The 21,964-nt window shown below is 61.8% G+C and carries 19 protein-coding genes; 9 read left to right on the top strand and 10 right to left on the bottom strand.

Annotation, left to right across the window (positions count from 1 at the left end):
- Positions 1-191: 191 nt before the first annotated feature.
- Positions 192-653, bottom strand: coding sequence for a deoxyuridine 5'-triphosphate nucleotidohydrolase (locus V8P86_RS08075; protein WP_336326742.1), 462 nt, complete (start codon positions 651-653; stop codon positions 192-194).
- A gap of 190 nt (positions 654-843) precedes the next feature.
- Here V8P86_RS08075 and V8P86_RS08080 point away from each other — a divergent pair, with 190 nt between their 5' ends.
- On the top strand, positions 844-2,817 hold the full coding sequence (locus V8P86_RS08080) for an aconitate hydratase (RefSeq protein ID WP_336326743.1): 1,974 nt from the start codon (positions 844-846) through the stop codon (positions 2,815-2,817).
- 54 nt (positions 2,818-2,871) lie between these two features.
- On the opposite strand, the gene V8P86_RS08085 is transcribed toward V8P86_RS08080, so the two are convergent.
- Positions 2,872-4,938 (bottom strand): histidine kinase N-terminal 7TM domain-containing protein, encoded by a 2,067-nt coding sequence (locus tag V8P86_RS08085; protein ID WP_336326744.1) that lies wholly within the window; start codon positions 4,936-4,938, stop codon positions 2,872-2,874.
- Positions 4,939-5,102: 164 nt separating this feature from the next.
- Positions 5,103-5,888 (bottom strand): SDR family oxidoreductase, encoded by a 786-nt coding sequence (locus V8P86_RS08090; protein ID WP_336326745.1) that lies wholly within the window; start codon positions 5,886-5,888, stop codon positions 5,103-5,105.
- A gap of 133 nt (positions 5,889-6,021) precedes the next feature.
- Between V8P86_RS08090 and V8P86_RS08095 the strand changes: the two genes are divergently transcribed.
- The 3 genes from V8P86_RS08095 to V8P86_RS08105 all read left to right on the top strand — a co-directional run bounded on the left by V8P86_RS08095 (position 6,022) and on the right by V8P86_RS08105 (position 7,877).
- On the top strand, positions 6,022-6,534 hold the full coding sequence (locus V8P86_RS08095) for a YbhB/YbcL family Raf kinase inhibitor-like protein (protein WP_336326746.1): 513 nt from the start codon (positions 6,022-6,024) through the stop codon (positions 6,532-6,534).
- A 102-nt stretch (positions 6,535-6,636) separates the two neighbouring features.
- On the top strand, positions 6,637-7,596 hold the full coding sequence (locus V8P86_RS08100; protein WP_336326747.1) for a nucleotidyltransferase family protein: 960 nt from the start codon (positions 6,637-6,639) through the stop codon (positions 7,594-7,596).
- A 44-nt stretch (positions 7,597-7,640) separates the two neighbouring features.
- Positions 7,641-7,877 carry a hypothetical protein gene (locus V8P86_RS08105; protein WP_336326748.1) on the top strand — a complete coding sequence of 79 codons (237 nt, stop codon included), beginning with the start codon at positions 7,641-7,643 and terminating at the stop codon, positions 7,875-7,877.
- Here the strand turns inward: V8P86_RS08105 and V8P86_RS08110 are convergent.
- The 6 genes from V8P86_RS08110 to V8P86_RS08135 all read right to left on the bottom strand — a co-directional run bounded on the left by V8P86_RS08110 (position 7,859) and on the right by V8P86_RS08135 (position 12,469).
- Positions 7,859-8,353, bottom strand: coding sequence for a DUF367 family protein (locus tag V8P86_RS08110; protein ID WP_336326749.1), 495 nt, complete (start codon positions 8,351-8,353; stop codon positions 7,859-7,861). The genes V8P86_RS08105 and V8P86_RS08110 overlap by 19 nt on opposite strands.
- 63 nt (positions 8,354-8,416) lie before the next feature.
- Positions 8,417-8,725, bottom strand: coding sequence for a hypothetical protein (locus V8P86_RS08115; RefSeq protein WP_336326750.1), 309 nt, complete (start codon positions 8,723-8,725; stop codon positions 8,417-8,419).
- 179 nt (positions 8,726-8,904) lie between these two features.
- On the bottom strand, positions 8,905-9,252 hold the full coding sequence (locus tag V8P86_RS08120) for a nuclear transport factor 2 family protein (RefSeq protein ID WP_336326751.1): 348 nt from the start codon (positions 9,250-9,252) through the stop codon (positions 8,905-8,907).
- A complete protein-coding gene (locus tag V8P86_RS08125; RefSeq protein WP_336326752.1) occupies positions 9,249-10,694 on the bottom strand; it encodes a redoxin domain-containing protein in 1,446 nt (481 codons plus the stop codon). Before V8P86_RS08125 ends, V8P86_RS08120 begins: the two co-directional genes overlap by 4 nt.
- A 213-nt stretch (positions 10,695-10,907) precedes the next feature.
- Positions 10,908-11,054: a DUF8555 family protein gene (locus V8P86_RS08130; protein WP_336326753.1), complete on the bottom strand. Its 147-nt coding sequence runs from the start codon at positions 11,052-11,054 to the stop codon at positions 10,908-10,910.
- Positions 11,055-11,239: 185 nt separating this feature from the next.
- A complete protein-coding gene (locus V8P86_RS08135) occupies positions 11,240-12,469 on the bottom strand; it encodes an RNA-guided endonuclease InsQ/TnpB family protein (RefSeq protein WP_336326754.1) in 1,230 nt (409 codons plus the stop codon).
- A 167-nt stretch (positions 12,470-12,636) separates the two neighbouring features.
- Here V8P86_RS08135 and V8P86_RS08140 point away from each other — a divergent pair, with 167 nt between their 5' ends.
- The 4 genes from V8P86_RS08140 (at position 12,637) to V8P86_RS08155 (ending at position 16,989) form a co-directional block, all read left to right on the top strand.
- Positions 12,637-13,347 carry a TFIIB-type zinc ribbon-containing protein gene (locus V8P86_RS08140; protein ID WP_336326755.1) on the top strand — a complete coding sequence of 237 codons (711 nt, stop codon included), beginning with the start codon at positions 12,637-12,639 and terminating at the stop codon, positions 13,345-13,347.
- A gap of 124 nt (positions 13,348-13,471) precedes the next feature.
- A complete protein-coding gene (locus tag V8P86_RS08145) occupies positions 13,472-15,865 on the top strand; it encodes a GAF domain-containing protein (RefSeq protein ID WP_336326756.1) in 2,394 nt (797 codons plus the stop codon).
- A gap of 38 nt (positions 15,866-15,903) precedes the next feature.
- Entirely contained in the window at positions 15,904-16,569 is a 666-nt protein-coding gene (locus tag V8P86_RS08150; protein WP_336326757.1) for a helix-turn-helix domain-containing protein, read from the top strand.
- Between the two features lie 66 nt (positions 16,570-16,635).
- Positions 16,636-16,989 (top strand): HalOD1 output domain-containing protein, encoded by a 354-nt coding sequence (locus V8P86_RS08155; RefSeq protein WP_336326758.1) that lies wholly within the window; start codon positions 16,636-16,638, stop codon positions 16,987-16,989.
- On the opposite strand, the gene V8P86_RS08160 is transcribed toward V8P86_RS08155, so the two are convergent.
- Entirely contained in the window at positions 16,986-17,879 is an 894-nt protein-coding gene (locus V8P86_RS08160; RefSeq protein ID WP_336326759.1) for a tetrahydrofolate dehydrogenase/cyclohydrolase catalytic domain-containing protein, read from the bottom strand. The genes V8P86_RS08155 and V8P86_RS08160 overlap by 4 nt on opposite strands.
- Before the next feature lie 141 nt (positions 17,880-18,020).
- On the opposite strand from V8P86_RS08160, the gene V8P86_RS08165 reads away from it, so the two are divergent.
- A complete protein-coding gene (locus V8P86_RS08165; protein ID WP_336326760.1) occupies positions 18,021-21,797 on the top strand; it encodes a GAF domain-containing protein in 3,777 nt (1,258 codons plus the stop codon).
- Positions 21,798-21,964 lie beyond the last annotated feature (167 nt).

Consider the following 21,964-nt stretch of genomic DNA (forward strand, 5'->3'; position numbering starts at 1 on the left):
GGGGATGAACGATCGGTCAGGATTGTCAGAGGCACGGTCCGGGTTACACTCCCCCAACCTCGGCACTGACGCTTGTGGCGGTGTACGTATATCAATGCTGCCGGTTATTTCATGCCGTTTATATACTAGTTGTATGATGGCGTAATATCAACTGTCCGGACAGTCGACGCAGGTCCGTCTGGCGGTTTCCCCTATAGGTTTTCCTGTTGATAGCTTCCGTCGTACTCGCCGACGTGGTCGGCATCGGCGAGGACGAGTTGGGCGATTCGCGCGCCGGGTTCGAGTTCGATTTCATGATGGACTTCGAGCAATCCCTCGCCGCGGCCCTCGTAGCCCGCGTCCCAGACCGCCGTATCGAGCATGCAGGAGTTCCGAAGCAGCGACGACCGGGGATACAGAAAGCCGATGTGCCCCTCGGGGATGTGGATGCGCTCGGCGTACCGGACGATGTAGCCGCCCGTCGAGAGCGCGTAGGCCTCGTTTTCGGGGTCGAGTTCCTCGCGCTCGCCGATGGTCTTTCCGTCGCGGCTGATCCGCCCCGCCGTCGTCTGCTCGAATACCGTTCCAAGTGTCAGGTCGACGCCGTTGGGCTGGATTTGCTCGTCTCGCAACTCGCCGAGATGGTCGGCGACGAACGCACCGCTTTTGAACATACCTGTGCATCGATAGCAAGCTCAAAAAACACTGCTGGTTCCGCCGTCTCACTACCGTGGTTTCAACTGACTCTCTGTGGTATTTAGTGGCTGCAGTCGGCAACAGGGACTGTGCGACTCGATAACACGGGCGGACAAATACGCACGAACAACATGATTTATGCGTACGGATAGTCGAAGTGCAAACGCTATGGGACAGACACTAACGGAAAAGATCCTCGATGACCACCTCACAGAGGGTGAACTCGAACCCGGTGAGGAGATCGGCATCGAGATCGACCAGGTCCTGACACAGGACACGACCGGTACGCTCGTTTGGCTGCAGTTCGAGGCGCTCGGCCTCGACGAGGTTCAGACCGAGCTTGCCGCACAGTATTGCGACCACCAGACTTATCAGTTCGACTTTAAGAATACGGACGATCATCGCTTCCTGCGATCTGCGGCCGGTACCTTTGGCGCGTACTTCTCGCGACCCGGTAACGGTATCTGTCACAACGTCCACCGAGAGAACTTCGCCGCGCCCGGCAAGACGCTGCTGGGTTCGGACAGCCACACGCCGACCCCGGGCGGCCTCGGCCAGCTCGCGATCGGTTCGGGCGGTCTCGATGTCGCTGTCGCGATGGGTGGGGGATCCTACTACATCGAGATGCCCGAAGTCACCGAAGTTCGACTCGAAGGCGAACTGCCCGAGTGGGCAACCGCCAAAGACGTCATCCTCGAGATGCTGCGCCGACTCTCCGTCAAGGGCGGCGTTGGCAAGATCTTCGAGTACACCGGTCCGGGTGTGGAGAGCCTCTCCGCGCCGGAGCGGATGACGATCACCAACATGGGCACCGAGCTCGGTGCCACCTCGTCGATCTTCCCGACCGACGAGCAGACCAAAGACTACCTCGAACGCGTCGGCCGCGGCGAGGAGTACGAGGAGCTCCAGCCTGACGAGGACGCCGAGTACCACGATCAGGTCACCATCGACCTCTCGGAACTCGAACCGCTCATCGCCCAGCCGTCGATGCCGGACAACGTCGTGCCGGTCAGCGAGGCTGAAGGCGAGGACGTCGAGCAGGTCATCGTCGGGTCCTGTACCAACGGTGGCTACGTCGACATCCTCCCGGCCGCGAAGATGCTCGAAGGTCGCTCTGTCAACCTCTCGACGGAGATGATCGTCGCGCCCGGTTCCAAGAAATCCAGCGAGATGCTGGCCCGACAGGGCTGGACCGCCGAGATGATGGCCGCTGGTGTCAACTTCTCCGAGGCGACGTGTGGTGCCTGTATTGGCATCGGCCACGTCCCCGGTTCGGACTCCGTCTCCCTCCGAACGTTCAACCGGAACTTCGAGGGTCGCTCGGGAATCGAAGACGACAACGTCTACCTCTGCTCGCCGGAAGTGGCGACCGCAGCAGCCATCAAGGGCGAAATTGTCGATCCCCGAGACCTCGCCGACGAACTCGGCGACCTCGAAGCGCCGGGACTCGAACTGCCCGAGGCCTACGAGGGCGCAGAGAACGACATCATCGAACCGGAGAACGCTGTCGACGACGACCTCGTCAAAGGGCCGAACATCGGCGACGTGCCGCTGAAAGAGCCCCTTGACGCTCATCTCGAAGGCGAAGCGCTGCTGAAGATGGACGACAACATCACGACCGACCACATCATTCCTGCGACTCAGGACATCCTGATGTACCGGTCGAACATCCCGAAACTGTCGGAGTTCACGCTCTCGCGAGTCGACGACACCTTCGCAGAGCGCGCACTCGACAGCGACGGCGGCTTCCTCGTCGCCGGCGAGAACTACGGTCAGGGCTCCTCGCGTGAGCACGCGGCGCTCTGTCCGATGTACCTCGGCGTCGAGGGCGTCCTCGCACAGAGCTTCGCTCGGATCCACCGCGCGAACCTCTTCAACTTCGGTCTCCTGCCGCTGGAAATCGACGAGGACACCTACGCCAAGATCGACCAGGGCGACGACATCGAGATTGTCGACGACGTTGCCGAGGCTGTCGCCTCCGGTCAGGAAGAGTTCACCATCCGCGTCAACGACGACTGGGAAGCAACGGGCATCCTCGAAGCGTCCGAGCGCGAGCGAGAGATCCTCGCAGACGGTGGGAAACTCTCTCACGTCAAACAGCAGCACGAAGGCGACGACTCCGGCGCGTACGCAGACGACTAAGTCGCTTACCACACTTTCTTGTTTTTTCACCGCCGCCAGCCGCGGCGCCCTCGATCAGTCGGCTCTCCCGAGACACTCGATGCCGGTAAACTCGAAGCGAGCGCCGCCAGACTCACTCTCTGTGGCTGTTACCGACCAGTCGTGGGCTGAGGCAATTTGTCCGACGATCGAGAGTCCGAGTCCCGTTCCGCCCGCGTTCGTCGTCGTTCCGGACTCGAACACCTCCTCGCGTAGATCGTCGGGAATTCCAGGTCCGTCGTCTTCGATGTAGAATCCGTCCGGGAGCGGACCGACCTGGACAGTCACGCCTTCGCCCCCGTGTTCGATAGCGTTGCGCACGCAGTTTTCCAGTAACTGGAGTAGCCGGTCTCTGTCCGCTTCGAGGCCTCTGTCTTCCACCTCGATGGTTGCTTGTTTGGTATCGACGTGCTCCCAGGCGTCGCGAACGACGGCTTCGAGTTTGACTGATCTGGTGTCGCCGATTTCCTCGCCCTGTCTGGCCAGTGTCAACACGTCGTCGATGATCGATTCCATCCGTTCGAGGGACTGTTCGATTTTCTCGAAGTTCTCTTCATCACCAGTCTCTTTGGCGAGTTCGGCGTGACCTCTCGCGACGTTGATCGGATTGCGGAGGTCGTGGCTGATGACACCCGCAAACTGTTCGAGTTTCTCGTTGGTCGCTTTCAACTCCTCGTTGGTCGCTTCGATTTCCTGTTCCCGTTCTTTCCGGGCGGTGATCTCGCGTGCGTTGGTCACTATTCCCTCGACGAATGGATTATCGAGGAGGTTCCAGATCTCCGACTCCATGTACAGCCACTCGCCGTCGCCGCCGATGAGTCGATATTCGACCCGGCGTTTTTCGCCCGGGTTGTCGATCAGTTCCTCGAACGCGTCTCTGACCACCGACTGGTCGTCCTCGTGGATGAACTCGAAGGCGTCCTGTCCGGTCGCAAACTCCGGGTCGACGCCGATGATCCGACGGACAGATGGGCTGACGTAGGTGACTGTGCCGTTTCGATCCACGACCGTGATGAGATCCGAGGAGTTCTCGATCAGCGCTTGGTATCGCTTTTGCACCGAGCGCCGGTCGGTGACATCCCGGATCAACAAGAGCCGCCCGATCAGGTGGTCGTCGTCGTACAGCGACGAGACAGTCGCGACGAAAAACCGGCGCTGCCCGTCGATGTCGAGTTCGAGTTCTGACTCGGTCTGTGTCCCGTGGTCGTGGTCCGCGACGAGGTCGGCACACGCTGGCAGAGCGCCCTCGATTTTCGTTCCGATGGCCTTCTGGTCGGGTGACAGCGCCTGGTGTGCTGCGCTGTTGAGATCGACAATCCGGTTCTCCTCGTCGAGGACGATATAGCCCTCTCGCATGCTCTCGATGACGGTGTCTCGGGCGACCGGGACGAGATCGAGCATCTGATACCGGAAGATGGCGTAGCCGTAACAGAGTGCAGTCACGGTGAATCCCACCGGCGTGAGATCGACGAAGTCCGGAATTCCGGGAGTCACTCGTACTACGTACGCAATTCCCAAGACGACGGGCGTTACCGACCCAACGACGAACGCGAGGGTCTGTCGCCAGTAGATCTTTGGCGACCCGACTGCCGTCCGGACCAGCGCCACGATCCCGCTGAACAGAAACCCGAGTACGTAGAGCAAATACAGATAAAAGAGCAGCTGAAACTCTCGATCGAGGACGTGCAGACCAGCGATGGTACTGAACTCCCCAGTCCACAACAGCGTGTGGTAGCCAGCCGCGTTGGTCGTCGCCAGCCCAAACGCTGCTGTTGCGGGTGCGACAACCAGTGCGATCCGCTGCCAGGAAAGCCACGTTTTCCGACCGGTAAACGCCATCGCGAAAAAGAACACTGAAAGCGTCGTTCCGCCGTACCCGACGTACAGAAGTGACTGCCACAGAAGAGTCAGCAGTTCGTCGGTGAACAGCCACTGCAAGGTGCGCGTGACGGTCCAGATCAGTGCCGAGACGACCAGCGCCACGAACGCTGCCGTCGTTCTGTTGAAACTCCGTTGCAACTGCAAGAGGCCGTAGCCGAGCACCGCGAGTAGCAACGACGCCGAGATAATAAACGGGATCATCAACGGTGCAAACTGAAACATTAGTTCCCCCCGTCTCGTGGTAATATCCGATACTCAACCTGTATGAATAATTATACCGGACGATTATTATATTTGATACGGACGGCGGACAGAAAGACGCGATGGACTGACACCTGTCGAATACGAACGTCTCCGATCTGTCAGTGACGAACCTGTCCCATCACTTAGCTCCGCATCGATCCGCCATCGACCGGGAGTGCAGTCCCGGTGACGTAACTGGCCCGCTCGCTGGAGAGGAAGGCGACGACGTCGCCGAGTTCGCCCGGTTCGCCGATCCGATCCAGCGGCACGTCGGCCGCCCAGTCCTCGTAGCCCACCTCGTAGCTGTCGAACTCGCCGCGCTCGACGGCCGCGTCGATCAGGTTCTCGATTCGGCTGGTTTCGTGGGCGCCCGGCAGGACGGCGTTGACCCGAACCTCGGGCGCGAACTCCCGCGAGAGGGTCTTGACGAGGCCGATCACCGCCCGCCGAACGGAGTTCGAGAGTACGAGGTCGTCGATCACTTCACGGACTGAGCGGGAGGTGATTGCGACGGCTGTCCCTGCCTCGCTCTCTTCCAAGTAGGGTCGACTCTCCCGAAGCGTCCAGACGGCGCTCATCACGAGCAGGTCGTAGGCGTCGTACCAGTCCGAATCCCCGATGTCGGCGAAGGGGCCGCTCGGCGGACCGCCGGCGCTGGTGACGACGTGGTCGATGCCCCCGAGTTCGTCGGCAGTCTCTTCGACCAGGGCGCTGACGTGATCGGGGTCGGTGATGTCTGCCTCGACTGTGAGTACGTCGCCGTCGCCCGCTGCCTGTATCTGCTCTTTGGCTTCGTCGAGGTGAGCGGTCGTCCGACCGCAGATCGCAACGTCTGCCCCCTCGCTCGCCAGTGCCGTTGCGCTCGCGAGGCCGAGTCCGCTACTTGCTGCTGTACACAGTGCCGTGTTGCCGTCGATCCCGAGATCCATACACGGACTGTCGGCCGACACCCACTAAGAACTGTCTGTCCCGCCGGTTCTGCCGGCCCGCAGAAAGAATTTTACCCCTGGCGACTACCAGCAAGGGACGCATTGTCGGCCAGCGCCGACAGGCTGTGATATCATGGCAGCGACACCACTCAACGGCGATATCGAACAGCAGGGGGAACTGATACTGTCCAGTCCGGAGTTCGACGACAGCGAGGGCATGCCCGACTTTGTCGGCTACGTCAACGACGACGAGAATCCGGAACTCCACATCGAGAGCGTTCCCGAGGAAGCAGAATCGCTCGTCCTGATCGTCGACGACCCAGATGCCGAACCGGCCGCCGGCCACGTCTGGAACCACTGGGCCGTCTGGGATATCGATCCGGACATCGGGATGATTCCGCGTGGCTGGGACGGCGACGCCATCGAGGGGTACAACGACTTCGTCGAACAGGGCTACAGCGGGCCGTCGCCGCCGGACGGCGCGCACGGCTACCGGTTCAAACTACTCGCGCTGGATAGCGAACTCGACATGCCGCCAGAGACCCGAAAGAGTCGGCTGGGATCGGCGATCACGCTGAACGCAGAGGTGCTGGCCGCGACACAGATTGTCGGCGAGTACCATCCCGACCAGGGGACGGCCTTCTGACGAGGATAAGCGCTTGTTTCGGTAGCCGTAGCAAAGGATTACCTGGGCTTTTGGCTAGCCGAAAAGAAAGAGATATACGCGCTGGGTTAGCACCGTTCGAGTATGGAAGCAGTCGTGCTTGCCGGCGGGTACGCGACGCGATTGTGGCCGATCACCCGACACCGGCCAAAGATGTTGCTCCCTGTTGGCGAGCAGACAGTAATCGATCGGATCCTCGCCGAACTGGAGGGAGACGACCGTATCGACGGTGTCTATCTCAGTACAAACGAGCGGTTCGCGGACACCTTCGCCGAGCATCTCGACGGATCGCCGTTCGAGAAACCCCAACTCAGCGTCGAGGAAACCATCGACGAAGACGAGAAGTTCGGCGTAATCGGTGCGCTCGCACAACTCGTCGAGCGTGAGGGAATCGAGGGCGAGGATCTGCTCGTCATCGCGGGTGACAATCTCATCAGCTTCGATATCTCCGCGTTTCTGGACTTCTACGAAGAAGAGCAAACGTCGACGCTCGCCGCCTACGATGTCGGCGCGCCGGCCGACGCCAGCGCCTACGGTGTCATCGACGTCGACGGTGACCGAGTCCAGTCCTTCGAGGAGAAACCTGACGATCCGCCGAGTTCACTCGTCTCGATTGCCTGTTATGCCTTCCCGGGGGAAGACGTGCGCTTCGACGAGTATCTCGCGGGGGACAACAACCCCGACGAACCCGGCTGGTTCATCCAGTGGCTCCAGGACCACCGCCCGGTCCGGGCGTTTACCTTCGACGGCGCGTGGTACGACATCGGCACGCCAGAGGGGTATCTCGACGCCGTCGCGTGGGCGCTGGACGGCGAGAATGTCATCGAACCCGGTGCTACCGTCGAGAACACTGATCTCGGGACGAACGTCCACATCATGGACGGCGCGCAGGTCACGGATTCGACGCTGGATCGGACACTCGTCTTCAAGGATGCGATCATCTCGGAGTCGACGTTTCGGGAGTCGATCATCGACTGTGAATCGGAGGTTCACGGACTGGATCTCGCCGGGGCGCTCATCGGCGCTCACAGTGAACTCTCGTAGCGGCGGAAACACAGTGTTTTAGCCAGCGTAGACGAACACACCGCATGGATCTCAATCAGGATATCTTCGTCCGCCTGCTGATCGGCGCCTTCGCGCTCACGCTCGTCGCCTTCGTGATCCGCGGGCTGAGCCTCGCCTTCTTCGGCTCGAACACCGCCGCGACGCTTTCGACGCCGGTGTTCATTCTCGCGATTCTCTGTGCCTTTGCTGGCTTCGTGCTCGCGGTCATCATCAAAGTCCAGTCGCTTCTCGGCGACGGCACTCACTCCTCGACCAGATAATCGTCCTGTACGTCGAGCACGTCGGCCGAATCCGCACAGTCGGCGTACCGCCGGAGCGGTTCGGCGTTGAGATCCAGAAAGGTTTGACCCCACCGGAATTTCGAGAGGATCTGCTCGGCCTGGTCGGCCTCGCCGAGGATCCACAGCGCGCCCGCGAACGCCTCGACGGTGTTCAACTGGAACGGTGTCCCGTAGTTGACCGGATTTCCGGCGACGAGAAAGGGCAGCGAGCGCTGCCGGCCCGCAAGATCGAACGCCTCTTCTTTTGCTGTCTCCCAGGAGCAATCCAGCGCGACCAGTCGGTCTGCGTCCGCATCGGCCGGTGAGAGTGCCTGTTCGGCGAAGGGGTTGAGGACGATTCCCGGCGGCGTCGCCCGCGTCGAGTGATGTAGCTCCGCGAGATCGAATCGTGCGAGCTTTCGGGCCGTACATTTCTCCGGGTCGTCGTTGCCCTCGTAGCGGACGTGTAACTCCACACCGCTTCTACCGACTGGCTGGACAAAAACTGACCGCTCGACAGCCCACAGCGGCTCCTGACATCAGATGTCTGACTCGACCCGGCCGAGCAGATACAGGTCGACGAGACACAGCAGCATGATCGAGCCGGGGACGGCGACGTTCATCGGCGAGAGTTCGCCGCTGATGACACTCACCACGAACAGCTCCGAGAAGCTGAGCGGGTACGTGGACAGAAGCAGCGTACAGACGAACAGCAGCCCCCACACCAGCCCCCGACGGAACCGCCGCCTGTACAGATGCCCAAGGCCGGCGAACAGGACTGTCAGCCCGAGGCCAACCACCGTGTGTAGCTCGGCGATCGGTAGCCCCGTCTCTCTTTGTGTTTCCATAGGTACGAAACCTGTATGCAGTGTGTACTCTCTTGGTATTTAAAACTTTGTATGACAGCGTGTTCGTGGCCGCTATCACCGCGTCTCACTAGCGATGTCCGCCGCTCTGAGGCTACTTTTTGATTAGGACACTCGGGGTTGAAATATGGCGTTCGGTCGTCGTAATTCGCATCTCTCGCTCAGTCGGTGTACGTCTCGATCCGGTCGATCCGACCATCTGCAAGCGTAAAGAGATCGACGAAGCCAGTGATCGTCTCTCCGTCGGCGACGAGTCGTCCCTTCGCCGCCAGCTCCGTCTCCTCTCCCGCCCGATAGATCGTTTCGATGGGGTGGCTGGTGTCAGTTCTCGGTCGCTCGTCTCGCATGAACCTCACGAACTCTTGGCGGCCGGAGAGAGTCATCTCCGGTCGCTCGTGGACGAACGCCGCTGTGAGGTGCTCTTCGAGGCGGTCGTACGCGCCCTCGTCGAGGCTCTCGTAGTACGCTCGGACGACGTTCTCGCCGTCGGCTCTTCTTTCTCCGCTCATAGTGAATCCGGAACCCCATGATCGCCGGTCTCGTCGTCGATTGGTTTCTCGTCGTCGAGGGACTCGTCGTCCTCGTCTTCTCCCTCGGTTGGATCCGTCAGTTCGAGTTCGACCTCTTCGTCCGTCTCGGTTTCTTCTTCGTCGGCGTCGTCCCGGGTAATCCCGGGTTCGTCGGGGATGCCGTCGTCGTCTGGCTCCGGATCGGACAGTTCCGCCGCCTCGGTTTGCTCTTCGAGTTCGGCCGTGATCTCTTCGAGTTCTTCGTCGTCGATCTCCGTCGCTGTTTCAGTGTCGGCACTGTCCTCAGAGTCATTCTCGGAACCGGGGTCCGCTTGCTCTGTGGCGGCATCTCCGGCGTCAGGCTGACCGGCAGCGTCTGCCACTTGCTGGTCTGTTTGGTCGTTCGTTGGCGCTTCGGCCGTCTGCTCTGTGGCTTCGGTCACGGACTCCTCGTCTACTCGGGAGTCGTCCAATTCGTCGTCGATATCGGCATCGAGGGTGGGCGCTGGCTCGTCCTCGTCGGCCAGCGGGTGGATCGGTTCGTCTTCGTCGTCTTGTTCGGCAGGATCCTCCTCGGGCGGGAATCCGTCGGGCTCGGGCGGTTCGTGTAGCTCTCGGGCGGTCTCTAAGGGTGATTCTGCGTCCCTGCGAAGGGAGTCCCCTTTGGCGCCCTCGCCGCTGGCGAAGGCACTGGCAGATTCGGCCAGCCAGTCGGCCGCCCGCCACAGCGACTCGGACTTTTGCTCGGCCCGCTCGAAATACGTCCGGGTCTCCTCACGCTCGGCGAACCTGACCGCGGTGTTGAACTCCTCGCCGGCCTCGTCGAACTCCTCGCCAGCCTGTGTGAAATCCGTCTGGGCCATCATCCACTCCTGGCTCTCGTAGGCTTTCATCGCGCTCGTGAAGGCCCGCCGCCCCTCCATATAGTGGGCGTAACCCACGCGATACCGCGACTCTGCGGTCTCGTCGTCGCCGATTCCTTCGACGGCACTCCGAATTTCCTCGGCCCTCGGAACCCGTCCCGGGTTCTCGCTCGCCCACGTGTACTGGACGGTTTCAGTGTGATCGACGACGATCACCGCTCGCTTCGCGAGGTGACCTGCCTGCTCGTCGTCGACGGCTACCCCGTAGGCCGCTGCGACCGTCCCGTCGGTATCGGACAACAGCGGCATGTGCAGATCGTACTGGTCGGCGAAGGCCTGGTGACTGTAGACGCTATCGCCCGAAATCGCCAGCACCTGTACGTCTTTTTGCATGGTGAACAGATCGAGTTCGTCGAGACCGGTCTCCGTCCCCGAACAGGCGGGGTTGAAATCGCCAGGATAGAAGGCCAGAATGACGACCTCACTGCCGAGAAACGAATTGAGGTCGAGAGTCTCAATCTCGCCGTCCCGCACCGCAGGTAACGTAAATGACGGCGCGTCCTCTCCCGATTCAATCATTACCACCTCTTTCGAGCAATCGTACTTAATACTGTGGCCGCGGCTACTGACTGTGAAAACGGAAAGGAAAGCGCCCGCGCCAAAAACGCGCAGGCGCTTGCCGCCCTGAATTGGTCCCCGCTGACGCTTCGGCCCTCCAGACGAAGCGTCATGTGGAACAATTAGAGGCAGAGGCTTAAATGTAATGGCCGCGGTCGACTCTTCTTCGCCAGGTTACATGTGCTCTTCTTCGAGCACCCAGCCAATCGCCCGCTTGTAGTACGTGAACATTTGTCTCACGCCTTCGTGATCCATATCCTCGGATTCGAGTTCTTCGGTGAGAAATTCGTACTGCTCGCGGATTTCCTCTTCATCTCGCATACTCCTGTGTACGACTGAATACATCAAAACGTTTCGTTCAGCGGCACGATTCGTTGACCGGTCGTGGACGACCGGATATGTCAACCGCCTCAGGGTCAAGTGGCTCGAGACGCCAAGTCATCTCGTCATCACGAGAGAGTAAAGCTCTCTCGTACGACCCCGTGGCTTGTTAGTGGACTCCCACTCTATCCGAGCAACTCGGAAGGCCGGAATTGGCCGTTCGCGTTCACAGCCCCTGACTTGAGGGCCAGTTGACTGGTGGCCCGTCCAGCACCAGACTTGAGCCAGTGCTGGACAAGACGCCACCCGATGTTCCGAGCGGCGTTATAATCGGCGTGCAGTTCCTTCCCGCAGTTCAGACACTCAAACTCATCCCCGTCACGGTTGTCCTCGTGGGTGAATCCGCACTCGCCGTGACTGCACCGCTGTGACGTGTAGGCAGGTGCAACATCGTCCACGTTGATGCCGTACTCTTCTGCCTTGTATTCGACGTGGCGTTGCAGTTCACGGAACGCCCACTGCTGGAACTTACTGGCGTTCGAGATGCGCTTGCGGATGTGCGTCAGGTTCTCGAATGCAATCGCTGTGCAGTCGTTCTCCACGGCCTCCTGAACGATTTTCTTCGACACGCGATGGAGGTAGTCCGCGCTCCACCGAGCGAACCGTGACCCGATGCTCTTGATGGTGAGATGGGCGGAACGAGTGCCCGTCTGTTGCAGGTTGCCGCGCCGACGCTCGTACTCGTCGCGTTTGTGGTTGAGGTAGTCTGCATTACCGAGGAACGCTCCCGTACTGGTAACAGCGAGGTATCCGTCCACGTTCAGGTCAACGCCGAGAACCACTCCGTTCTCGGTCTGCCCATCGCTAAAATCAGCAGGGCCGACTTCTTTCTTCACGGCGACGTGGAGGTAGTACGTGCTGTCCCGCTTGTGGAGCGTGGCTTCCTTACGTTCCCAGTCATCCGTCCAATACTCTGCGAACGGAGTGCCGTCTTCGTCGTTGGGTGTGACGAACTCGGCTGTCACGCGGTCCTCCACGGTGGCAAGGGTAACGTGGTCGTCGTTGTACGTGATGGTTCGACCGTTGTACACGACAACGTTCCCGCGAAACTCGGGCTTGCTGGCTTTCTTGCCGTCGTCGAGGATGCGGTCTTTGCAGTTGGCGAGTGCGTCTGCGGCGAGGTTGCGGGCAGACTGGACGAGGCTGGCTTGCAGACTGGTCTGCTCCCGAACAGTAGTGTAGGTCTGTTCATGGAGCGTGTTCTTCGTGTCCTCGATTTCCGTGGGGTCGTCATTCCATCCAGCGTCAGCGACGTGTTGGGCCGCTTGGCGGAATTGCTCGAACGTTGCATCGAGAACGCTGTGAGCGTCCTTGGGAACGTCGAGCTTCAGCTGGATGTTCCTGACGACCTCCATACTTCATTAGTATAGTTAAAAATACTTGAAATTATTTATTTAGGTGTGGGGGAGTCGGCCCTACCATCGCGTGTGGTTTGTGTCATCGAGTGTCGACTTCCTCCCCGACCTCAAGGGTCGGGTATCCGCCTCGCAATCTCTATGAATCCGGGCCGGCAACTACTGGTATGGATATCCGCGGCAACCGAAAATGTACGGCCTGTGGGGCCCGGTGGTCGTACTACGAGACTGGCGAAATCGCCTGCCCGGAGTGTGGGTCGCTGAAAAGCGTCGGCGTCGACGAGCGCAAGCCCCACACGGCCGGGACGGCCGAACTGGACCTGACTGGGGTGATGGCCGACATCGAAACGGCTCCGACACGGGAACTCGCCGAGCGCGCGGCCGAGGAGGCGGCGAGTTACATCCGAACCGTCGGATTCATCGACGCCGGTTCGCTCCAACCACTCTCTGAGACGTACGTCGGAGCCTGCGAACTCCGCCGAGTCGGGCGGACGCTCGGTCGTCTGCTGGAGATCAGCACCGACGAGGAACTGTACTTCCTCTCGCTGCTCCGCGGGGTCGCCGAGGGTGAACGGCCTCCTGCCGCGGAGGTGCCCGATGCCTTCCGTCCCGAACGGGGGCTGGCTGCGACGGCCGCTGTCGACGCCTATCTGACCGACCTCCGGCGGAGCTACGACGAGCGCGAACAGGCCGTCGACGAAGTACTCTCGTGGATCACCACACAGCGAAAGCGCATCGATGCCCTCGACGGCGACGTGGATCCGGTCGAGGCCGACCGACTCGTACGCACCGTCCAGGATCTGGGGACTTACCTCCGCACGGATGACGAATCCGCGCTCGCTCGGGCGATGGACAGCATCGACGCCGAGGTCCGGTGAGCGGCGACGACACACGTCGTGGCTGACCCAATCATTATACTTCCCGACAAAAGACGTACACTGAAACGCCTGCTTTGCTGACAGCCAGTGATCGCTGGCGACTGTCGAATGGGGGGAGATTGATATGACAACCGAACAGCCGCGAACCGAGGCGTTGTACGAGATTTCGCTCGCCATCCGCCAGCGTGAGCGTCTCGCTGATACTGCCCGGGAAGCACTGTTGGCGTACGTCGAGCAACTCGAGTGTTCGGTGGCCGCAGTGTTTGCACAGTCGACTCGCGAGGGCGACTCGTTCACCCTGACCGCAGCAGTTCCCACCGACGCGAGCGAGCAGTCAGTCTCCGAACACGCCCGTGAGCATCTCCAGGACAGACAGCGCCGTCCGGCCGGGGAGCGGGACTCGTTTCCTCTCTCGGGCCAGGCCGAGGATGGTACCGACTACTGGCTGTTGGAGTTACCCGAGTTCGGTGTCTTACTGCTCGCCGGCGGTCTCGATAGACAGACGGCGCTTGCACTCGAGGCGGTCAACGAACAACTCGCGGCCGCCTGCCGGAACGCCCGTGAGTCGGATCGCCTCCGGGCGGAACGCGACCGGTTCGAGGCCATCTTCGACGCGATTCAGGAACCGATTGTTACCGCCGTCTACGACCAGGGGGAACCGATCGTTCGCCGGGTCAACGACACCTTTCTGGAGGTGTTCGGGTTCGAGGAGGCCGAGGTGGTCGGTGCGAGTGTCAACGATCTCATCGTTCCCGACAGCGACATCCAGCGAACAGAGGCCGGGGGAATCGACGCACAACTCGCCCACGGTGTGCCGGTGGTCCGGGAGATTACCCGGGAGGCGGCGGACGGCACGCGCGATTTCCTGTTGCGGGCCGTCCCCGTCAACACCGACGCCTCGAACGAATACGTCGGGATCTTCGTCGACATTACCGACAACAAGGCCCGGCAGCGACGGTTCGAGTGGCTCTACGACGAGAGCCGAGCCATCCTCGGAAGCACAGATACCGAGACGATCTGTGACCACGCGCTCGACGCCGGCCGTGAACTCCTCGACTTTTCGCGAGCGGCCGTCTACCGCTACGACCGAGCGACAGAAGCGCTCGTTCCCACCGTGACCGTTGATTCCGGGACTGACACCTCCGGCAACTGGGAGCAATACACAGAAGAGGGTAGCGTCGCGTGGGAAGTGTTCCGATCTGGCCCGCGCTGGTTCGAGGATCTCGCGAACTGCGAACTGAGCGTTCCCTGCGGAGAGAAACACGGCAGCGCGCTCTTCTTGCCGCTGGGTGAACACGGCGTGATGATGATGGCGACCGAACAGCCGGGTGCATTCGACGAGACGGATTTTCAGGTCGCCAAACTGCTGTCGGTCGTCGTCGAGGTGGCTCTAGACCGAGCACTGCGTGAGCGGGGCCTCGCTGAGATTCAGTCGATCACTCGTCGCGTCCTCGATGCCGACGATCACGAGGAGGCTGCTCGGGCCGTCCTCGACCAACTGCCGGCGGCGCTGGATATGCCGATGTCGGCGATCTGGCGGTACGACGCGGCGAGCGATGCGCTCGATCCCATTGCGACGACCGAGGCGGCGCTCGATCTGGTCGAGGAGATCCCCACGTTCTCCGGCGACGATAGCATCGCCTGGCGAGCGTTCGATCAGGGTGAGACGAAACTCGTCGGGGATGTCTCGGCTCACGAGAACGTATACAACGAGGGCACACCATTCAAGTCAGAGATCCTTATGCCACTGGGGGATTTCGGGGTCCTCGCGACTGCCTCGACACGCCAGGGGAGTTTCACCGAGTCCGAGCGCCGCCTGCTCGAAACGCTGGCGGCGAACGTCGAGACGGCGATGCGGTTGGTCAGCCACCGCCACGAGCGGGATCTGCTCGATCAGGTGATCGCTAGAGTGCTCCGGCACAACCTGCGCAACGATCTCAACGTCATCCAGGGGCACGCGGTGGCGCTGACCGACTATCCCGAGGTCACCGAGCACGCCGAGGCGATTATCGAACACTGCGAGGATCTCCAGAATACGGCACAGAACGCCCGCAAGATGCGCGAAATAGTCGATTCGAGCGGCGAGACGACGACGCTCTCGCTCCCTGCGGTCGTCGACCACGCGCTCGGCCGGATCACCGAGAAATTCCCCGACACCGAGATCACCGTCGAGGTTGACTCCGTGCCTCACGTTATCGCCCATCCTGCCCTTCCGACGGCTATCGAACAACTGCTCGAAAACAGTATCGAACACGCCGAGATCCCTGCCAGTGCGGTCTCGGTCGCGCTCACCATCTCCAAGACAGAGGGAGCGGCCGTCGTCGAAATCGCCGACAACGGGCCGGGGGTGCCGCAGGAAGAACTCGAAATTCTCGATCAACACGGCGAGTCCGCGCTCGAACACGGCAGCGGGGCGGGGCTGTGGATGGTCGACCGTGTCGTCGAGTACTCGAACGCCACAATCGAGTTCAACACCGACGACGGCACGACTGTGCAGCTCCGATTCGATCCCGCCTGACCCCCGCCGTTCATTACAGATACTCACACAGATACAGTGTGACGGCTACCGCTGAATTCACACTGCCGCCGACGGGGTTCCCGCTCGGGCGGATCTTCGAGGAGTATCCGACCGTCCGGTTGCGACTCGACTGTGTCGTTCCGACACACGATATGATGTTGCCGTACTTCTGGCTGGACGCGCCCAACGGGAAGGTGGCCGACATTCTGCGTTCGTTCGAGACGTACGAGGAGATTCAGTCCGTCGAGTTACTCGACAACGCCGACGGGCGGGCGCTCTTTCAGACCGAGTGGGATCCGAACTACTTCGGACTCATGGAAGTTCTCGCTCGGACTGAGGTGACGGTTCTGTCCGCGAGCGGTTCGACGCACGGCTGGCTGTTCGAGCTCCGGGCGACCGACCGCTCTGCGTTTACCTCGTTCCAGCAGAAATGCCAGCGCCGGGACATTCCCGTCTCGCTGGCGCAGATCTCCTCACTCTCAGAACTGAGCGTCGGCACGGTTCACTGTCTGACTCCCGAACAGCGCGCCGCGCTTGAACTCGCCTATCTCGAAGGCTACTACGACGACCCTCGTGAGACGAATCTCGAATCGCTCGCCGAACAGATCGATATCTCCCGACAGGCGCTGGCCGCTCGACTCCGCCGGGGCTACCGCGCGCTCATCGAACAGAGCATCCTCTATCACGACAGTAAACACAGCTGACCCGACTTAATAGGGTTTCCTATGCAACACGTGAATTGAGTGTAATGACTCGTGTAACTACATAGGATGTCAGAGGACGATTTGAGCGGACAATCTGTATCGGTCTATGAACTTGCTACCGATGAGTCTCCAAGCCAACAAGTCATCGAACTGGTCGGCGAGAAATCTGAGACGGCGCTCGTTCCCGACGCCAATACCGGTCCAGAGCAGACACTCCCACCACTACATTCTGTCGTCGATCCGGATGCCCTCGATGCGCTCGTCGGGTCGGGTGCAGACAGTCCGACGGGGACACGCGTCGAATTCTTCTATCACGGCTACACCGTGACAGTCTGTACCGACCGGCCGACGCCGATCATCCGGCTGCAACCACAGTCCCGGCCGACGGAGCCCTGTCGGTCAGCCAGTGCCAGCGACTAGGGCAGTTCGACGTCGATAGCTTCCTGTAGACTCGTCGCCTTGACCGTGTTGTACAGAAGCATCGCTCGGGTCATCGGACCGACACCGCCCGGCACGGGGGTGATCGCACTCGCTTTCTCTTTGGCGCTCTCGAAGTCCACGTCACCGACGAGTTCGTACCCCTTCTCGGTGTCCGCGTCGACGCGGTTGATCCCGACATCGATCACGACGACACCGTCGGAGAGCATCGACCCGTCGATAAACTCCGCGATGCCCGTCGCGGCGACGAGGATGTCCGCTCCGCGGGTCTTCTCGGCCAGGTCCTCGGTCCGGGAGTGACAGACTGTCGTCGTCGCGTTCCCGCCAGGGGCTTTCTGGATGAAGAGATTCGCCATCGGCTTGCCGACGATTCGCGACCGTCCGACGACGACTGCGTCTTTCCCCTCGGTATCGACGCCCTCGGCCTCCAACAGTTTCTGGATGCCGTGTGGGGTACAGGGTTTGTATCGCGGATAGCCGGCGACGAGGCGGCCGACGTTCTCGGGGTGGAAGCCGTCGACGTCTTTCATCGGATCGATCCGTTCGAGTACCTCGCGGTAATCGACGTGCTCTGGCACGGGCGACTGGACGAGAATCCCGTCGACATCGTCGTCGGCGTTCAGGTCGTCGATGACGTCGAACAGTTCCGAGGCGGGTTCGTCGATATCGAGTTCGATATCGCGGGCGTTGATCCCGAGTTCCTCGCAGTCGTTCTGTTTCATCGAGACGTACGTCTCGCTCGCTGGATCCGGACTCATCAACACCGTCGCGAGAGTCGGCCGGTGGCCGCTGTCGGCCAGCGTGTCGACAGCCGACTGTAACTCCTCGCGGATGTCTGCGGCGATTGCCTCACCGTCGATTAGTTCGGTCATGTCGAATACAGGGCGGCCGCGAGTCTTGAACGTCCCGGATTCCATCTCGTGGTGATAATTACAACTTTATGTAGCTGCGGGGCATAGTGATATCCCAGTAACAAGGTTCACCAGCGGGTGAACGGAAGGGGTGTCCACCGAATGCACGCATCGACGGAGGCGGCGACAGTTGTTTATGTTACAGCGACGCAACCGGAGGCCGAACTCGATCTGGACACGACGACGGTTTCACTGCCGGCAGAACCCGACCAACTTCCCGAGCGACTCTCGGACGAAGTCTCGTGCGTTCTCATCGGAGCGGGTGTTCCCGACGAGCAGACGCTCGCGACGATTCGAGCGATCAGGCGTGCTCGCTCGACACTCCCGGTAATCGCCTTTTCCGGCGGGCGCGACAGCCAGTTCGCCGACCGTCTCTTTCAGGCCGGCGCGACGGATGTGCTCCAGTCGACGGGCGAGGAGACACCGACGACGCTGCTCCGACGACGGATCGAGGCGGCGACCGATGGCGAGGCTTTCGCCCAGCAGCGGCAGTCGTTGCTCGAACGGTACGAAACCTTGCTCGATACCGCCGGCGATGCGATCTATCAGGTCGATCTGGACGGCTACATGGTCGAAGCAAACGAGGCCTCCGCCGAACTGCTCGGCTACGACCGCGAGGAGATCATCGGGACACACATCTCCGAGTTCCTCGACGAGGAGTCGCTGCGGCGGGGCGAACAGCTCGGCCGCCAGCAACTGGCCGGCGAGGTCGAGGACGTGACGACGATCGACCTCCAGTTCGACCCCCGCGAGGGGCCGACGATTCCGTGCCGAGCGCGGATCTCTACGATCCGTGAGAACGACACCGTTGTTGGCTGGGTCGGCGTCTCCCGGGACGTTCGGGACCGCCGCGAGCGCGAGGCCGAACTCGAGCGCACGCGGGAACTGCTCACGAACGCCGAACGGCTCGGGGATGTCGGCGTCTGGGAGACCGATCCCGACGCGGACACGCTGTTCTGGTCCGACGGTGCGCGGCGGATCCGCGGCGCGAGCGAGGACCTCGAACCGACCCGGGAGAACGTCCTCGAATTCTATCACTCCGACGACCGCGAGCGCATCTCGGAACTCGTCAACAAGTGTGAGGAGACCGGCGAACCGTTCAGCACGGAGGCACGGGTCATCACCGCTGGCGGGGAGGAACGCTGGGTTCACCTGCAGGCAGAGGCCATCGACACCGGCGGCGACTCCTACAACGTCCGCGGATACATTCAGGACATCACCGAACGGGTCGAGCGCGAACAGGCTCTGCAATCCGAACGTGATCTCATCGAGCAGATTCTCGAAATCAGTCCCGTCGGCATCGTCTCGATTAACACCGACGGCCACATCGTCCGGGCCAACGAGCAGGCCTCGCGGATCTTCGGCGCACCCGAGCCCTCCCTCGAAGGCGCCCACTTCACCCGTGAAGAGATCCGCCTGTTCACGCCCGACGGAACGGAACTCGACCCCGAGGAGTATCCGATCACCCGGATTCTCGAAGACGGCGAGGAAGTACTCGACGAGCGGCTGGTCATCGAACGACCTGACGGCGAACGCCGGACCATCGCGCTGGACGGCGTCCCCCTCTGTGAAGACGGCGAGGTCAGACAGGCGATTCTCACCTTCGACGACGTGACCGAAGACGTCGAGCGGGAGACGCGCCTGACCGAGCAGCGCAACGAACTCGCTCAACTCGATCACATCAACCGGATCATCCGCGGCGTCGATCAGGCACTGCTCGGTGCCGAGAGTCGCGACGAGATCGTGGAGGCGGTCTGTGAACACCTCTCCTCCTCGAACCGGTATCGCTTCGCCATCGCCGTCGATCTGATCGACGGCCGGCTGGAGCCGGAGGCGTGGGCTGGCCCCGCCGACGAGTACGTCGAGACAATCACGCCGACCGACGCCGAAACTGTCGAGACCTGTCCGGCGACCAGCGCAATCGAGGATCGATCTGTCTATGCGATGCAACACATCGCCGATCCCGGCGAGTTCGGCGAGGCAGCGTGGCAAAAGGCCGCGCTCGAAAGCGGCGTTCGCTCGACCGTCGCGATTCCGATCGTCTACGAGGACCAATCCTACGGCGCGATCACCGTCTACGCGCCCTTCGAGAACGCCTTCACCGACCGGGAACTCGACGTTCTGGAGGAGCTCGGCGAGACGGTTGGCTACGCCATCGCTGCGGTCAAACGCCGCGAGCGCGAGGAAATTCTCACCTCGCTGTACGAGACGACACAGGATCTGCTCGCCGCCGAGACCGAACAGGAAGTCACGGACGCCGTCGTCGACGCCGCCAGCGAGGTGCTCGAACCGCCAGGGATCGGGATCTTCCTGTTCGACGACGACCGCAACATCCTCGCGCCCGCCTCGACGACCGACGAACTACTGAGTTACTACGGCGAGGTGACGGAATTCGGGCCGGGCCAGCCCGACGCGACCACCTGGCAGGCCTACGCGACCGGCGAAACGCAGTTCTATCACGATATCCGGGAATCCGAGCACATCGCCTATCCGGAGACGGATGCCCGGAGTACGCTGTTGATCCCGCTTGGCGAACACGGCGTCTTTATCGTTTCCTCGCCGGAGCGGGGCGTCTTTGGCGAGGAGAAACGCCGGTTGATCGGCCTGCTCGCGACGACGACCGAGGCGGCGCTGGATCGGGTCGCGGGCCGGGCGGGCATCCGCGAACGTGACCGCGAACTGGCCGCTCGCGCCGAGCGGGTCGACCAACTCGAACACTCGCTTTCGTTGCTCCGCGGCACGGTCGGTCTGCTCGGTGAGGCGAGTACGCGGGCCGAACTCGAACGGCGGGCCTGCGAACAGATCGCTGGTGCCGACGGGACCGTCTTCGCGTGGATCGGTCGCGTCCCGCCGGACGACGCCGTCGTCGAACCGTCGACGTGGGCTGGCGATATCGACGGCTATCTCGATGCGGTCGCACTGGAGTTCGGCAACGGCGACCCGGCGGTGGTGGCGGCACGGACCGGCGATATCGTCACCGTCGAAGACGTGACCGACCGTCTCCAGGCCTACGACTGGGCGCGACAGGCCGCCGACCGGGGCGTCCAGTCGGCCGCCGCGGTGCCGCTGGTCCACGGTGAGACGACTTACGGCGTCCTCGCGGTCTACGCCAGTGAACCGGGGGCCTTCGAGGAGCCAGTCCAGTCGGTGCTCGAACAGCTCGCACGCACCGTCGCTTATGCCATCAACGCCGTCGAGACGAGCCAAGGCGTGCTGGCCGAACAGCTCACCGAACTGGAACTGGCTATCGAGACGCCCGGCACTTTCCTGAACGCCGTCGCGACGGTTGCTGGCCAGCCGGTCACGTACCGCGAGATCACGCCTGAACCCGGCGGTAGCGCCCGCGTCCTCTTTGCGCTGGACGATCCGCCCGTCGAGGAGATCATGGCGCTTGAGACGGACTTCGTCACTGTCGAATCGCTGACCCACATCGAGCGCGGCGGCGAACAACTGTTCCGCGCGACGCTGTCCGGCCAGACTGTCGCCGCGACACTGCTCGACTGTGGTGCGATCCCCAGAAACGTCGTCGCCGAGGCCGGCGAGACCCGCGCGCTCGTTCGCCTCTCCCGTGAAATCGACGTGCGGGTGTTTCTCGACCGCGTCCGCCAGCAGTACCCCGAAACTGAACTGCTCTCCCGGAAGGATGTCGAGCGCACGCAGGCCGAGGGGGCCGCGATGGCGACTGCGCTGGAGGAACGACTCACCGACCGCCAGCGCGAGGTGCTGCTGACGGCCTACGAGAGTGGCTTTTTCGAGTCACCGCGGGAGACGACCGGCGAGCAACTCGCCGACCTGCTGGATCTCTCCCAGCCGACCGTCACTCACCACCTGCGAGAGGCACAGCGAAGGCTCTACGCAGCGATGCTCGACGAAGACTGAGCCGGTGTGCCTGACGCGGCTGATCCGCCCTTTCTAGATGTTTAGCCCCCTTCGGCGACTGGCTCTTACATCTTAGCGAACATTTCTATAGTTGATACCCGCATACGATATGATGGCGGTGGTGGTGACGGCCGATCAGTATCCAACCCCCCGGATCACGGCCAAAC

This window comes from Halovenus anhuiensis (assembly GCF_037080055.1).
Lineage (GTDB): Archaea > Halobacteriota > Halobacteria > Halobacteriales > Haloarculaceae > Halovenus.